This window comes from Streptomyces xanthophaeus (genome assembly GCF_030440515.1).
Taxonomy (GTDB): Bacteria; Actinomycetota; Actinomycetes; order Streptomycetales; family Streptomycetaceae; genus Streptomyces; species Streptomyces kutzneri.
Genome location: NZ_CP076543.1, coordinates 6,066,137 through 6,079,867 on the forward strand (window position 1 = coordinate 6,066,137; position 13,731 = coordinate 6,079,867).

A 13,731-nucleotide genomic window follows, 5' to 3' on the forward strand; every position below is an offset into this window, starting at 1 on the left:
CGCGCCCGGAGAGGGAAGGATTTCGAACGTGTCCGAGACCACGCGCCCCACACCGTCCAGCCCGGAAACCCACGTCATCGACTACCGGGCCGCCGAGCAGCTGCTCGCCGCCCGGGACCCGCGCGGCGCGGTCAAGCTGCTCGACTCGGTCATAGCCGCCCACCCGGAGAACACGGCGGCGCGGCTGCTGCGGGCCCGGGCGTTCTTCGCGGCGGCGCAACTGCGACCGGCGGAGCTGGAGTTCGAGCTGGTGCTGGAGCGGGAGCCGGACAACGCCTTCGCCCACTTCGCGCTGGCCCGTACCTTCGAGCGCTCGGGCCGGCCCGAGCAGGCGCGCAAGCACTTCCGCCTCGCCGCGGCCCTCGACCCGCAGCCCGACTACCTGGCGGCAGCCCGTTTCGAGGGCCCGGCCGCGGAGGGCCCGGACGGAGCCGGCCCCGCCTGACTCACCGGCTTCGGGGCGGCTCGTACGGAGGGATGTCCGGGCCGGGCTGGTAGTGGGGCCCCTGGTGGATGTGGCGCACGATCATGAACAGGTCGACGGCCACGACCACCGCCAGCGCCCCGCAGGCGGCCGCCCATCCGGGACGGCCCACCAGCGAGAACAAGGCCGTGCCGACGGCAGCCCAGACCAGCCCCCAGACACCCAGCCAGAACCGCAGCCGCAGCGGACTGCGCGCGGTCACCGGCTCATTACCGGAACGCATGGCCATCGCCTCTCATGTCCATGGTCCCACCCCCTCCGGTCAGGGGTTCAGCTTGTTCACGGCCTTGGTGGTCGTCTTCTTGAAATCGGCGACCGGGGCGTGGGACAGGTTGCCCATCTCGCCCCACTGCACGACGGTCACGGTGGAGCCGTCGCGCCCGATCCCGTACAGGTGCACCCCGGGCTCGGAGTCGGGGACGGAGGTGTGGACCCCGTAGACGTGCGCGCCCTCCTCGACGGGGAGCGTGCCGTAGTCCTGCCAGGAGGCGGTGCCGCCCGGGGTCGTCCGCAGCCAGTCGGCGGCGCAGGCGGCGACCTTGCGCTCCAGGGCGCCGACGAGCTTGGCCGCCGCGGCGGGCGAGGCGGACCGTACGGAGACCTGCACGGCGCCGGTGTCGTACTCGGTGCCGAAGGCGCGGTGCCAGCTGCCCGCGGCCGGAAGCACGCCCTCCAGGCAGAACGGCGCGGACTCGGGCAGCCCCTTGGTGACGGCGCCGGCGTACCAGGGCGAGGTGGGGTGCGGCGGAAGGTCGGTGCCGGCCAGGAAGCCGGGCGCGGTGGCGGCCGCGGCGGAGGAGCCGGCGGAGGCGGTCAGGAGGAGGGCGGCCGCCGCCGCGACGAGTGCGGTGGTGAGCGCGGTGGCGGTGCCGGAACGTCGGAACATGGTCGGTTCTCCCCGTGGGTGTGGTGGTGTGTGCCTGACGAGCCTGTTCCCCGCACGGCGTGGCGGGCGACCGATCGCGGCGAATCCGGGACGCTGGAACGGCCGTACGCGCCGTCACCTGGGGGAACACCTCATGCATGGAACGCGGTCGCGGGACGCGGAACGGGGGAGAGCGTGAGCGAGGCCGAGAATTTCGCACGGCTGATGCGGGAGCTGAAGGAGCGTGCCGGGCTCAGTTACGGAGCCTTGGCGCGCCGGCTGCACACGAGTACGTCGACGCTGCACCGGTACTGCAACGGGGAGGCGCTGCCGGCGGAGTTCGCGGTGGTGGACCGCTTCGCCCGGGCCTGCGGGGCGACACAGGGGGAGGCGGTGGACCTGCACCGGGCCTGGCTGCTGGCGGACGCGCGGCGGCGCGCGGGGGCCGCGGCGGTGCCGGCCCCGGAGCCCGTGCCGGAAACCGTGACGGAGCCCGTGCCGGAGCCGGATCCAGAGCCTGAGCCTGGGCCGACTGTGGTGGTGGCGCCGGAGCCCGAGCCGGAACCGGTGGCCAAGGGGGCCTGGTACCGGCGGCGGGCGGCCGTGGTCGCCGCCGCGGGGGTGACGGCCGGGGCGGTGGCCGTGGCGCTGCTGGCGGCGACCGGCCCGGGGCCGGGCGCGCCGCACGGGGGCGGGAGCACGGGGACCCGGACGGGGACGGGCGCGGGTACGGGTGCGCCGACGCCGGCGGAATCGGGGTCCGCCCCGGCCCCGGCGGCGACGGGCGCACCGGAACCGACGACACCGACCGGGTCGGCCGGGCCGGCCGGGGCGACGGCCCCGGCGCCCTCCCAGCCCTCCGCGTCACCGCCGGCGTCGGCCCCGGGCCGGGAGCAGGCCGCGCCCCTCAAGGCGGCGGTGCGGTCACACGTGTGGACCGCGGGCTGCGATCACGCCTACCTGTCCGAGCGCGGTCCGGGATCGGTGTCCCCGCCGCCCGTGGAGGCGGACGCGCCCGCCTGGGCGTCGGCGCAGCGCGCCGTGCACGCCGGGACGCAGATCGTGGAGGTCACCCTGCACGGCACGGGCGGGGGAGCCGTGGTCCTGGAGGACCTCGAAGTACGGGTGGCCGCCCGCCGCAAGCCGCCGGCCTGGAACGTCTACCAGATGTCGCAGGGCTGCGGCGGCGGGCTCACCCCTGCCGCGTTCGCCGTCAATCTGGACGCGCCGCGCCCGCTGGCCCGGCCCGTCGCCGGGAACGACGGCGGCAGCACGCTGCCCGCCCCCGCCTTCCCGCTGCGCGTCTCGGCGGCCGAACCGGCCGTCCTGCGGGTGGAGGCGGCCACCACGGGATGCGACTGCGACTGGTCCCTCGACCTGCGGTGGACCGGCCCGTCCGGGTCGGGCACCCTGCGCATCGACGACGGCGGGCGGCCGCTGCGCACGAGCGCCGCCGCCGGCCGACCCGTGTACGGGTACGCGCCGGAGCAGGGCCGCTGGGCCCGCTGAGCCGCGGGCGCCGAACCGCAGGTCAGAGGGGGTTGTCAGTGGCCGCGCCTAGACTCGTCGGCACAGGGACGCACCGATGGGCGCCACCGGGGACCGAGGGGGAGGGGGACAGTGATGAGCACGCAGCCGCAGGCCACCGCGCTGCTGCGGCACGCCGCGGTCTTCCTGCCCGCAGCCGTCCCCCGCGAGGGGCGGGTCGCCTTCTGGGCACCCGACGGGGACGCCCTGCCGGAGGCGGGCACGCCGTCGCCGCTCACCGTCGTACGCCCGCACGGCGACGGGGTCCGCAGCCGGACCGTGCCCGCGGTGACCTTCTCCGTCGCATCCGCCCTGCCCCTGCTCGCGCAGGCGCCCCACAGCCCCGCCGCGCATCCCGCCACCCGCGCCTGGGGCACCGCCGCCCGGCAGGCGCTCAGCCTCGCCGCCCGTGGCCGGCTCCTCCCCGGGCTCACCCCCGAGGGCGTCGACGCCTGGCGTGCCGGGCCGCTCGACGCCGCCGACATCGACCACCTCCGCGCGGTCGCCGCCGCGCTGCCGTACGAGGGGTACGCGACGCCCCTCGCCGGGCGCCGCCCGCTCCAGCTGCCCGAACCGGAGGCACTGGTCCGCGCGTTCCTCGACGCCGTCGCCGACGGTCTGCCCCGCACCCCGGCCGCGGCCGTGGCCGCCGGGCGGCCGTTCGCCGCACGGGAGCCGCAGCGGGTGCCCGGGATACAGGACTGGGCCGCGCAGGTCGCGGCCGGCTCCGACACCGGCGTCGGGATCTCGCTCCGGCTCGACCTGTCCTCGTTCCGGCTCTTCGACGAGGCCGAGGACGCCGACACCCGGCGCGCCGGAGCCGCCGTCGTCCAGGTGCACAGCCTCGCCGACCCGACCCTGGTCACCGACGCCGGGCAGCTGTGGGCGGGCACGGCGGCGGCCGGGTTCGGCCCGCGCGCCCGGATCGACGCCGTGCTCGCGCTGCGCCGGGCCGCCCGGGTCTGGCCGCCGCTGCTGCGCCTGCTGGACCAGCCCGTGCCCGATGCCCTGGCCCTGTCCGACCCGGAGCTGGAGGACCTGCTGGGGGTGGCCGCGAGCCGGCTGGCCGCCGCCGGGGTCCTGGTCCACTGGCCGCGCGAGCTGGCCCGTACGCTGTCGGCGACCGCCGTCGTACGGTCCACGGCGCCCGGTTCGGCGACCGACGGGACCGCATTCTTCGACGCCGAACACCTCTTCGCCTTCTCCTGGGAGCTGGCGCTGGGCGGCGACCGGCTCACCCCGGGGGAGATGGACGCGCTGGCCCAGGCGCACCGGCCGGTCGTCCGGCTGCGCGACCGGTGGGTGCGGGTCGATCCGGAGCTGGTGCGCAAGGCGCGCAAGCGGGAGCTGGGCGTGCTGGACCCGGTCGACGCGCTGGCCACCGTACTGTCGGGGACGGCCGAGGTCGACGGCGTGACGGTCGAGGCGGTGCCGGTGGGGGCACTGGCCGCCCTGCGGGACCGGCTGACGCGGGAGCAGGAACCGCTGCCGCAGCCCCCCGCCCTCAAGGCCACCCTGCGCGACTACCAGGCGCGCGGCCTGGCCTGGCTGGACCTGATGACCTCCCTCGGGCTCGGCGGCTGCCTCGCCGACGACATGGGCCTCGGCAAGACCGTCACGCTGATCGCGCTGCACCTGCACCGGGACCGGCCGGAGCCCACCCTCGTGGTGTGTCCCGCGTCCCTCCTCGGCAACTGGCAGCGGGAGATCGAGAAGTTCGCCCCCGGCACGCCCGTGCGCCGCTTCCACGGCAACAGCCGCAGCACCGAGGACCTGACGTCCTGCGCGGGCGGGTTCGTCCTCACCACGTACGGGACGATGCGCGCCAGCGCCGCCCTCCTCGCCGAACAGAGCTGGGGCATGGTCGTCGCCGACGAGGCGCAGCACGTCAAGAACCCGCATTCGGCGACCGCGAAGGCGCTGCGCACGGTGCCCGCGCCGGCCCGGGTGGCGCTGACCGGTACCCCGGTGGAGAACAACCTCTCCGAGCTGTGGGCCCTGCTCGACTGGACCACGCCGGGGCTGCTGGGCCCGCTCACCGCCTTCCGGGCCCGCCACGCGCGCCCGGTGGAGCACCAGCAGGAGGAGGACGGCGGCAACGAGGCGGCGGTCGCCCGGCTGTCCGCGCTCGTGCGGCCGTTCCTGCTACGCCGCAAGAAGTCCGACCCCGGCATCGCGCCCGAGCTGCCGCCGAAGACGGAGACCGATCATCCGGTCTCGCTCACCCGGGAGCAGGCCTCGCTCTACCAGGCGGCGGTGGACGAGGCGATGGCCGTGATCGAGTCGAGCGAGGGCATGGAACGGCGCGGCATGATCATGAAGCTGCTGGCCTCGCTCAAACAGATCTGCAACCACCCCGCGCAGTACCTGAAGGAGGAGCAGCCCCGTCTCCCGCACCGCTCGGGCAAACTCGCCCTGCTGGACGAGCTGCTGGACACGATCCTGGCCGAGGGCGGCTCGGTGCTGGTCTTCACCCAGTACGTGACGATGGCCCGCCTGATCGAACGGCACCTGCAGGCCCGCGGGATCAGCTCGCAGCTGCTGCACGGCGGGACGCCGGTGCCGCGCCGTGAGGAGCTCGTCGACCGTTTCCAGGCGGGTGAGGTCCCCGTGTTCCTGCTGTCCCTGAAGGCGGCGGGCACCGGTCTGAACCTCACCCGGGCCGGGCACGTCGTCCACTTCGACCGCTGGTGGAACCCGGCCGTCGAGGAACAGGCCACCGACCGCGCCTACCGCATCGGCCAGACCCAGCCCGTACAGGTCCACCGGATCATCGCCGAAGGCACCGTCGAGGACCGGATCGCCGAGATGCTGGAGGCGAAGCGGGCCCTGGCGGACGCCGTCCTGGGCTCCGGCGAATCGGCGCTGACCGAGCTGACCGACCGCGAGCTGGCCGACCTCGTCTCCCTGCGGAGGCCCGGATGATCACCGCGCGGGACGACCGCCGCCGCACCTTCGAGACCGTGCCCGCCGGGACCGAGGCGGTGAGCTGGTGGGGCCGGGCCTGGGTGTCGGCGCTGGAGGAGGTCTCCCACGACGCGGCCCGCCTGGCCCGGGGGCGTACGTACGCGGACGGGGGACACGTCAGCGCGGTCACCGTCACCCCCGGCCGGATCGTGGCGTACGTGCGGGGCAGCCGGCCCCGCCCGTACCGCACCGAGCTGACCCTGCCCGCCTTCGCGGACCCGGAGTGGGACGAACTGCTGGAGACGGTCGCGGCCGACCCCGCGGCGCTCGCCGCCCTGCTGGAACGGGAGGTCCCGCAGTCGCTCGCGGGCGCCGTCCTGCCCGGCGCGGGCGAGCTGGTCCCGCACTGCTCCTGCCCGGACTTCGGGCGTCCGCCGTGCAAGCACGCGGCGGCCCTCTGCTACCGCGCGGCCCGCCTCCTGGACGAGGACCCCTTCGTCCTGCTGCTCCTGCGCGGCCGGGGCGAGCGGGAGCTGCTCGACGAGCTGACCCGCCGCAACGCCGCCCATGCCGCGCGCGAACAGCCGGACGCGGCACCCGACTTCCCCGGCGTTGCGGCCCGGGAGGCGCTCGCCCGCACCAGCCTGCCCCTGCTGCCCGCGCCGCTTCCCGCACCCGCCGCCGCGGGCCTTCCGCCCGCGTACCCGGCCGACCCGGCGGCCCCGGACCCGCTGGCCCTCGACCAGCTCGCCTCCGACGCGGCCGCCCGCGCCCTGGCCCTGCTCACCACCGGCGAGGACCCGATCGCCGGACTCACCGTGTGGCAGGACGCCGTCCGGCTGGCGTCCGCGCACCCCACGGCGGGGCTGACGGGCGCGGCCCGCGCCCTGTACCGGGACCTGGCCCGCGCCACCGGCCGCTCCACCACCGATCTCGCCCGGGCCGCCGCGGCCTGGCGCCAGGGCGGGCGCCCGGCCCTCGACGCCCTCGAAGAGCCCTGGGACCCGCCCGCGGGCCCCTTCGACCGGGCCCGCCCGGCCCTGCTCGCCGCCGGCCAGGGCTCCTTCCGCCCCGACCGCAACCGCCTGACGATCAGCACCCGCCAGCTCCGCCTGGGCCGCGAGGGCCTCTGGTACGCCTACGAGGACCGCCACGGCGACCAGGACTGGTGGCCGACCGGCCGCCCCTCCCCGGACCCGGTCAGCGCTCTGCTGGGCTGATGCCCTCCGCCCAGCGGGTCAGGGTGGCGAAGTCGCGGTCGCGGAGGCCGTGGCGTGGGTGGATGCGCAGCAGGAGGGCCGGGGCCGGATGGTGTTCGGCGACCCAGGCACGGTCGCGCGGGGTGATCATGTCGTCGACCCAGGCGAAGGGCCGGCCCGCCGCCCAGTCGCGGAGGTGGCGGGTCTTCCAGGAGAGGCCGTCGGGGTCATCGGCGAAGAGTTCCGGCCACTCGACCACGGTGAGGTCACCCGGCAGCCCGATGTGCGGGGAGATCATCGTGTTGGCCTGGTGCGTCCAGGCGGTGGCCCAGGTGAGCTCGAAGGGCAGGGCCAGCAGCCGGGCCCCGTGGGAGGGGTGGAGGCGGACCCGGGCGCCGCGCCGGGCCTTGCGGGACTCCGGGTCGCGGTAGGAGAGCCAGACGTCGGGCCACATCCGGTGGCTCCGGTATCCGCGCAGGCCGGCGAGGGGGGAGCGGAACGGGTTGAGGGGGCCGTCCACGTCGAGGAGGAGCAGCGGGCGATCGGTCATGAAGTACCCACTACCCAGTACACGATTGAGTGAAATGCCTACCGCCGCTATAACCCGAATGGGGTCAGAGCGTTGTTTCCGGTGCGGGGACATCACCCGCGAACTTCTCCGGAAGGCAGGGAAACTGATGCGTCACAGTCGTCGGAATGGCGTGATCGCGGCGGTGGTTGCGGGAGGCGGACTGGCGGTCGCGGGTGTGGGCGGATTCGCCTACGCCGACGCGGACGCGGGTGGCCGGGCCGAGCGCTCGCCGGGGCTGCTGTCCGGAAACCTCGTACAACTGCCGGTGCATATCCCGGTGAACGCGTGCGGGAACACCGTGAGCGTGGTCGGCGTGCTCAACTCGGCTGCGGGGAACCGCTGTAGCAACGAAGGGTCCGGGGGAGGCGGCGGGCACTCCGGCCAGACCTCCGCCGCGTCCTCGAAACCGGGAGGCACGAACGGCGGAGGCACGAACAACGCAGGCACGAACAGCGGAGGCGCCACCGCGGAGGGACGCGGAAAGGATTCTCCGGGAGTGCTCTCCGGCAACGGGCTCCAGCTCCCCGTCCAGCTGCCGCTGAACATCAGCGGCAACGCGGTGAGCGTGGTCGGCGTCGGGAACTCCTCCCACGGCAACACGTCCGTCAACGGCGAGGAGCCCACGGGCGGCAAGCCCGCCCAGCCGCCCGTCGTCGAACAGCCGCTGACCCCGGTCGTCCCGGTCGTACCGGCCGCGCCGGTCACGCGGGTCACCCCTCCCGAGGCCCCGGCCCCGCAGCACGAGGCCCTCGCCCACACCGGGGCCGACGGCGCCGGATACCTGGTCCCCGGCGCGGGCGCCCTGCTCCTCGGCGGTGTCCTCCTCTACCGCCGCTTCCGCGTCGGCTAGCCGACCCGGCGTTCCTGGTCTGTGATTGAGAAGCCCACCGTGCGGGTCACGGACAGAGTTCACATGCGGTCGTCAGCCCGGCAGACACGGACTTCAGACACGGAGAAGGGCTGCCACCTCGCCAGACGGAGGTGGCAGCCCTTGGCGTGCAAAGGGTCGGGGTGGGGCGGAGCAACCGGTAGAGATGCCTGTCGAGTGGGCCGCACAGATCCTCGGCCGCGACGTGGAGATCGTCCGCAGGGACCCTGGCCAGTGCGGCTCTCAGTTCCGGCCCCAGCGGTGGGCAGTTGAGTTTCTTGGAATTCGTGGCTCCGTGGCCGCCCGGAACAGTGCCGCAGACGGTCCTCGGAGGGCCGCGGCGGGCCTTGCCGCGCCGGCGCGCACTCCTCCCGGCCGACCGCTCCTGCCCGCCCTTCAGGCGTCCGTCCGAGGCCTCGTAAAATCGACTCTGACCTGGCGCTTTACCGGAAATCTCGTAAGTTGGGAGAGCTCTGTCGGACACCCTCGGAGGGGGCATCATGAGCGAGGAATCCCGTACATACGACGCCAGCATGATCGTGGTTCTGGAGGGCCTGGAGGCCGTTCGGAAGCGGCCCGGGATGTACATCGGATCGGTTGGTGAACGTGGCCTTCACCACCTGGTGCTTGAGGCCGCCGAGCGGTCGCTCAACGAGATCCTTGGCGGCACCGCCGGCCGTGTCGAGATCACCCTCACCGCCGACGGCGGTGTCCGTGTCGCCGACGACGGTACGGGTCTTGCGGTCGGGCGCGCCGGCCACGGCGACGAACCTCCGCTGGAGACCCGGTTGACCGAGCTCTGGTGCGGGGCACCACACGCTGACCGGCGCTTGCTGTTCGGCGGTCACTTCGGCGTGGGACTGGCCGTCGTGAACGCCTTGTCGAGCCGCCTGACGGCAGAGGTGCGGCGCGACGGCGCCCGCTGGGTGCTGGAGTACGAGCAAGGCGTGCCTGTCGGGGTGCCCGCCCGCACCGGGCCGGCCGACGACAGCGGGACCGTGATCACCTTCCGGCCCGACGCCGAGATCTTCGAGACGCTGGAGTTCTCGTTCGACACACTGGCCGAGCGCTTCAGGGAACTGTCCTTCCTGAACCGTCAGTTGGACATCACCTTGACCGATGACCGCGACCCCGCGGCGCCCCGGGCCGTTCGCTTCCGCTTCCCGGGTGGTCCGCGGGACTACATCGCGGAACAGAGTGCCCCGCTCCACCCGGACGTGATCGGCTTCGAGCGCGAGTACTCCGAGATGGAGGGAATCGTGGAGGTGGCCCTCCGCTGGTGCGACTGCAGCGACGAACGGATCGCAAGCTACGCCAACAGCCGCCCGACCACCGGCGGTGGCACGCACGAACTCGGCTTCCGAGACGGCCTGGCGGCCGCGCTCACCGCCTTTGCCCGGGAGCAGCAGCTGCTCAGCCCGTCCGACCCCGAGTTCACCCCCACCCAGCTCGGCGCGGGCCTGACGGCGGTCGTGTCGGTGAAGCTCGATCGGCCCGCGTTCGAGGGGGCGACACGCGACCGACTGGGCAACGGCCCCGTCCGCGCTTGCGTCGCCGAGGCCGTCCGGGAGCACCTGACCGCTTGGCTCCGCGCCGACCCGGCGCAGGCGACGGCCATCGTCGCCCGGATCCCGACGGCCGGTCGCCACTGACAGCAGCACACCGAAGACACCGAAGCCCAGGCCGGGGTGGGTCCCCGGCCTGGGCTTCGGCGGCGCGGACGGTCGCAACAACCCTCCGGACGCCCCTCTTTCGGGATCCGCCGCGAGGACCTGGTCACCGACTTTGAGTTGTTCGATCTCCTGGCCACCACCGGAGGGGATTACGGCGGCGGCTTCAACGCTCCCTCTGCGCACGTCGGACGCAACGGGCCGCACGCGCACACCGAAGGGCCTGCTTCACCTCGCCGATCGGTGAGGTGCCCTACGTCGGTGTGTGGCGCTCCGGCTACGGGACGACAGGCGCCGCCCGCCACCCGTCCAGGATGGCGTCGATCTGCGGGGCCAGCCGGGCGCGGGCCGCGAAGCGGGGGACACCCGCCATCAGCAGGGCGTCGTACTCGGTGTCGGTGTGCCGCACCGCCGCCCGGACCGCGACGGAGACCGCCAGTTCGTCGAGGGCCCGGCCGGCCGCGGTACGGCCCACCCGGCCGCTGCCGCGCACCGAGGCATGGGTGGCGATAGCCACGGCCCGGTCGGCCGGACATCCGGGGAACAGCCGCACGATCTCGGCGGCGAAGGCCGCCGTGAACCGGGTGTCCTCGGCCGCACGCCGCCGCCGGTCGCGCTCCCGGCGGCGCGCCCGCGCCTCGGAGTCCGCGAGGCAGGCGCGCTCCGCGTGCGCCAGCGCGGCCTCCTCGACGAGGAGGCCCAGGCGCTCGTAGCGGTGCCGGCGCTTGTTGAAGCGCACGACGACGGCGCAGAGCGAACTTGCCTCGCGGGAGCGGCGGGTGAGCGCCGTGTCCCCCCGAGGGAGATAGACGAGATGGCCGAGATCCGTACAGTCCAGGCAGCGGGGTACGCCGGACTCGCGGACGAGGTGCCGGAGCGGGCCCTGTCGGCAGTCGGCGCAGTGGATCTGCTTCAGCGACTCAAAAACCACCAGGCTCATGGACATGTGATACCGCTGTATGACCCTCATATCACCTGGTGAAGAAGGCATGCTGATGTTTCGTCGACTGTTTCTGGATGACCCGCGACCCTTTTACCGTGAAGCGGTGGACCGCAGGAGGTCCGTCGAGGAGGGGCACATGGGTGGGCTGCGGACGATGACGGCACGGCCGGGCGGAACATGCGTCGCCACGACCCCGACTGGCCGGGAGATAGTCATACCGCCGGGCGGTTGCACCGGCTGGCACTACCACCGGGTCAGACTCGACGCGGTGGTCCTGGCAGGCACCCTGACCCGGGTCCTGCACGACCGCACCATCGAGGTGCACACGACCGGGACCACCTTCGTGGAACCCGCGGGCATAGGGCACATCCACCTGGGCCACAACCTCGGCACCGAGCCGGTCGTGCTCTACGTGACCCCCGCGCTCCCCGCGGGGACCCCCTTCGCGATACCCGCGCCGGCCCCGGCCGGTGCCACGCAGGCGGCCTGCCGCTCACACAAGCCGTCGTATCTCTCCGCGGACCCGGTAGAAGCCTCCTGAGGCGGCGTGCAGCCCCTCGACCACGTACCGGGCGCCGGGCTCCCGTATCCCGCGCGGGAACTGGACGTTCCACGACGGCTCGAAGCCGTCCGACACCACCTGCACCCGCACCCGGCCGCCCTGCTGGACGCACTCCACGACCACACCGCCGGCCGGCGCCGCGGCCACCGAGACCGTCGCCACCGCCGAGGCCGACGCGGCCGGTGTGAACACCGGGAGCGCAGCCGCCGACTTCACGTCCATGGGCGCGGGCACCGAGCCCTGCTGGGCCGCCGCGATCGCCTGCTCGGTCGCGTCCACACAGACCAGCGACCCGTCCGTGGTGACGAGGTACAGCCGCTCGTCCAGGTACTGCATGGACAGGGCCGACCCGCCGCCCGTCCCCAGCTTCCACAGCCGCCGGCCGTCGGCGTCGAAGCAGTAGACCGAGGAGGAGGAGTCGCCGGCGAAGACGTGCCGGCCGTCGGGCGAGGTCGCACACGAGTACACCGCGGCGTCGCACGCGTAGGAGGCCTCCACCGCCCCCGTCGCCTTCGAGAGCCGTTGCACGGTGTTGCGGGCCGTGCCGGCGTACACCGCGTGGTCCTCCTGCCAGCCGAACAGCACCCCGCCGGGGGTCTTGGTGTGCCACAACTGCCCGGTGCCGTCGGCCGCGTACGCCGTCACACCGCCGCTGTGCCCGTGGAAGACCGCCCGCTCGTCCGCCCGGACCATCCAGGCGCCCGTTCCGCCGGACTTCCGCGACCACTGGTGCTCGTCCTCGTGGTCGATGACGGTCAGGCCGCCGTTCGCGTCGGAGACGTTCAGCACGCCCTCGTGGATGTCGAGCCAGTAGATGTCCACGTCCGCCGCGATCGCGTAGGCCCCGAACGGCACCTTCGACGACAGGTCGTACACCGTGCCGTCGTCACAGCCCGCGTATATCCAGAACTCGTCCGCAACCAGGCACTTCACCCCGTCCGGCAGCGAGTACCGGGCGAGCACCTCGCCGCCGTGGCTCAGCGTGTACACATCGCCCGCCTGGTTGCCGACCCAGCAGCGGTCCTCGTCCACGTGGATGCCGAAGGCCGAGGAACCGGTCCGGAAGCGCCACAGCACCGGAGCCACCGCCCGCGCCGTCGAGGGCGCCGAGGTCACCTGGCGGCGGGTCACCGACCGGGCGGCGCGCTGCCCCTGCACGGCCGGGGCGTACCCCTTGCGCACCTTCTCCCCGATCTTCTTCGCGGCGGCCGCGCGGGCCTTCTCGGCGCTCGGGAAGGCGGACGTCTGCAGCTGGCCGTCCGCGCCGATGCGCCCGTACCGCACGGACACGGCCGTGCCGTCGACGGTCACCTCGTAGAACTTGTGCGCCGCGCCGTCGTCCTGCGACAGCTCCAGATACGTCGTCTCCCGAGCCATGACAAACCTCTCCCCAAAGGCAGCGCCGCCGGCTCCCTTTCGGCCGGTGATCCCTCGTGAAAAACGCTAAGCCCCACCACTGACAATGGGCTCGTGCAGTGGGAAGCGATCACATGGCAGCGGATGGCCGAGCGGCTCGCCGGTCACCTCGACGACCCCGGCCATGCCCCCGGGCAGGGCAGTTGGCAGCGGGTGGGCATCGACGGCGCCCCCGCCGCCGGGACCGGCGTGCTCGCCGGTGAACTCGCCGAAGCGCTGCGGCTGCGCGGCCGCCCGTCCCTGGTGGTGCCGGCCGACGGTTTCCTGCGGCCTGCCTCCCTCCGCTTCGAGTTCGGCCGGCAGGACGTGGACTCCTACCTCGGCGGCTGGTACGACACGGCCGCGCTCTGGCGGGAGGTCTTCGGCCCGACCGACCCCGGCGGCAGCGGGCGCGTGCTGCCGGACCTCTGGGACCCGGTGACCGACCGGGCGACCCGCAGTCCGTACGCCGAACTCCCGCCCGGCGGCGTGCTGCTCGTGCACGGCCCGCTGCTGCTGGGCCACTGGTTCCCTTTCGACCTGAGCGTCCACATCCGGCTCTCCGCCGGCGCGCTCGCCCGCCGCACCGAGGATTCCGCGCGCTGGACGCTGCCCGCCTTCGCGCGCTACGAGGCCGACACCGACCCGGTGTCGGCCGCCGACGTGGTGGTCCGGGCCGACGACCCCCGCCACCCCGCCTGGACCGGCATCCGGAGCCGCTGACGGGCCGGGCAGGGCCG

General features: G+C 74.1%; 13 protein-coding genes. 8 read left to right on the forward strand and 5 right to left on the reverse strand.

Annotated elements, in window-relative coordinates:
* The first annotated feature begins 28 nt into the window (after positions 1-28).
* Entirely contained in the window at positions 29-445 is a 417-nt protein-coding gene (locus tag KO717_RS27035; protein ID WP_301371808.1) for a tetratricopeptide repeat protein, read from the forward strand.
* A 1-nt stretch (position 446) separates the two neighbouring features.
* Here KO717_RS27035 and KO717_RS27040 read toward each other — a convergent pair whose 3' ends face one another.
* Positions 447-707 carry a DUF6343 family protein gene (locus KO717_RS27040; RefSeq protein WP_301371810.1) on the reverse strand — a complete coding sequence of 87 codons (261 nt, stop codon included), beginning with the start codon at positions 705-707 and terminating at the stop codon, positions 447-449.
* A gap of 39 nt (positions 708-746) precedes the next feature.
* Positions 747-1,370: a hypothetical protein gene (locus KO717_RS27045; RefSeq protein WP_301371812.1), complete on the reverse strand. Its 624-nt coding sequence runs from the start codon at positions 1,368-1,370 to the stop codon at positions 747-749.
* A gap of 174 nt (positions 1,371-1,544) precedes the next feature.
* Between KO717_RS27045 and KO717_RS27050 the strand changes: the two genes are divergently transcribed.
* From KO717_RS27050 to KO717_RS27060, 3 genes are all read left to right on the forward strand, one after another.
* Positions 1,545-2,858 carry a helix-turn-helix domain-containing protein gene (locus KO717_RS27050; RefSeq protein ID WP_301371814.1) on the forward strand — a complete coding sequence of 438 codons (1,314 nt, stop codon included), beginning with the start codon at positions 1,545-1,547 and terminating at the stop codon, positions 2,856-2,858.
* Positions 2,859-2,972: 114 nt separating this feature from the next.
* Positions 2,973-5,801 (forward strand): DEAD/DEAH box helicase, encoded by a 2,829-nt coding sequence (locus KO717_RS27055; RefSeq protein WP_301371816.1) that lies wholly within the window; start codon positions 2,973-2,975, stop codon positions 5,799-5,801.
* The gene (locus KO717_RS27060; RefSeq protein WP_301371818.1) at positions 5,798-7,003 is read left to right on the forward strand and encodes an SWIM zinc finger family protein; all 1,206 of its coding nucleotides are present in this window, start codon (positions 5,798-5,800) and stop codon (positions 7,001-7,003) included. The genes KO717_RS27055 and KO717_RS27060 overlap by 4 nt, the downstream gene beginning before the upstream one ends.
* Here KO717_RS27060 and KO717_RS27065 read toward each other — a convergent pair.
* Positions 6,984-7,532: a hypothetical protein gene (locus KO717_RS27065; RefSeq protein WP_301371820.1), complete on the reverse strand. Its 549-nt coding sequence runs from the start codon at positions 7,530-7,532 to the stop codon at positions 6,984-6,986. The genes KO717_RS27060 and KO717_RS27065 overlap by 20 nt on opposite strands.
* 151 nt (positions 7,533-7,683) lie before the next feature.
* On the opposite strand from KO717_RS27065, the gene KO717_RS27070 reads away from it, so the two are divergent.
* Both KO717_RS27070 and KO717_RS27075 read left to right on the forward strand, forming a co-directional pair.
* Positions 7,684-8,403, forward strand: a complete 720-nt coding sequence (locus KO717_RS27070) for a chaplin (RefSeq protein ID WP_367401544.1) — start codon at positions 7,684-7,686, stop codon at positions 8,401-8,403.
* Positions 8,404-8,921: 518 nt separating this feature from the next.
* Complete coding sequence (locus tag KO717_RS27075; protein WP_301371824.1) at positions 8,922-10,073, forward strand: ATP-binding protein; 1,152 nt, start codon at positions 8,922-8,924, stop codon at positions 10,071-10,073.
* A 295-nt stretch (positions 10,074-10,368) separates the two neighbouring features.
* Here the strand turns inward: KO717_RS27075 and KO717_RS27080 are convergent, their stop codons facing one another.
* Entirely contained in the window at positions 10,369-11,031 is a 663-nt protein-coding gene (locus tag KO717_RS27080) for a DUF2293 domain-containing protein (protein WP_301371826.1), read from the reverse strand.
* 106 nt (positions 11,032-11,137) lie between these two features.
* Here KO717_RS27080 and KO717_RS27085 point away from each other — a divergent pair, with 106 nt between their 5' ends.
* Positions 11,138-11,575, forward strand: a complete 438-nt coding sequence (locus tag KO717_RS27085; protein ID WP_301371828.1) for a cupin domain-containing protein — start codon at positions 11,138-11,140, stop codon at positions 11,573-11,575.
* Here the strand turns inward: KO717_RS27085 and KO717_RS27090 are convergent.
* Complete coding sequence (locus KO717_RS27090) at positions 11,528-12,973, reverse strand: WGR domain-containing protein (protein ID WP_301371829.1); 1,446 nt, start codon at positions 12,971-12,973, stop codon at positions 11,528-11,530. The two genes, KO717_RS27085 and KO717_RS27090, sit on opposite strands and share 48 nt — an antisense overlap.
* Positions 12,974-13,066: 93 nt before the next feature.
* On the opposite strand from KO717_RS27090, the gene KO717_RS27095 reads away from it, so the two are divergent.
* Entirely contained in the window at positions 13,067-13,714 is a 648-nt protein-coding gene (locus KO717_RS27095) for a uridine kinase (protein ID WP_301371831.1), read from the forward strand.
* Positions 13,715-13,731: the final 17 nt, after the last annotated feature.

Bases quoted from the DNA above. Each gene is read 5' to 3' on its own strand.
- KO717_RS27075 (WP_301371824.1), top strand. From the start codon at position 8,922: ATGAGCGAGGAATCCCGTACATACGACGCCAGCATGATCGTGGTTCTG.
- KO717_RS27055 (WP_301371816.1), top strand. From the start codon at position 2,973: ATGAGCACGCAGCCGCAGGCCACCGCGCTGCTGCGGCACGCCGCGGTC.
- KO717_RS27060 (WP_301371818.1), top strand. From the start codon at position 5,798: ATGATCACCGCGCGGGACGACCGCCGCCGCACCTTCGAGACCGTGCCC.
- KO717_RS27040 (WP_301371810.1), bottom strand. From the start codon at position 707: ATGCGTTCCGGTAATGAGCCGGTGACCGCGCGCAGTCCGCTGCGGCTG.
- KO717_RS27090 (WP_301371829.1), bottom strand. From the start codon at position 12,973: ATGGCTCGGGAGACGACGTATCTGGAGCTGTCGCAGGACGACGGCGCG.
- KO717_RS27080 (WP_301371826.1), bottom strand. From the start codon at position 11,031: ATGAGCCTGGTGGTTTTTGAGTCGCTGAAGCAGATCCACTGCGCCGAC.
- KO717_RS27045 (WP_301371812.1), bottom strand. From the start codon at position 1,370: ATGTTCCGACGTTCCGGCACCGCCACCGCGCTCACCACCGCACTCGTC.
- KO717_RS27065 (WP_301371820.1), bottom strand. From the start codon at position 7,532: ATGACCGATCGCCCGCTGCTCCTCCTCGACGTGGACGGCCCCCTCAAC.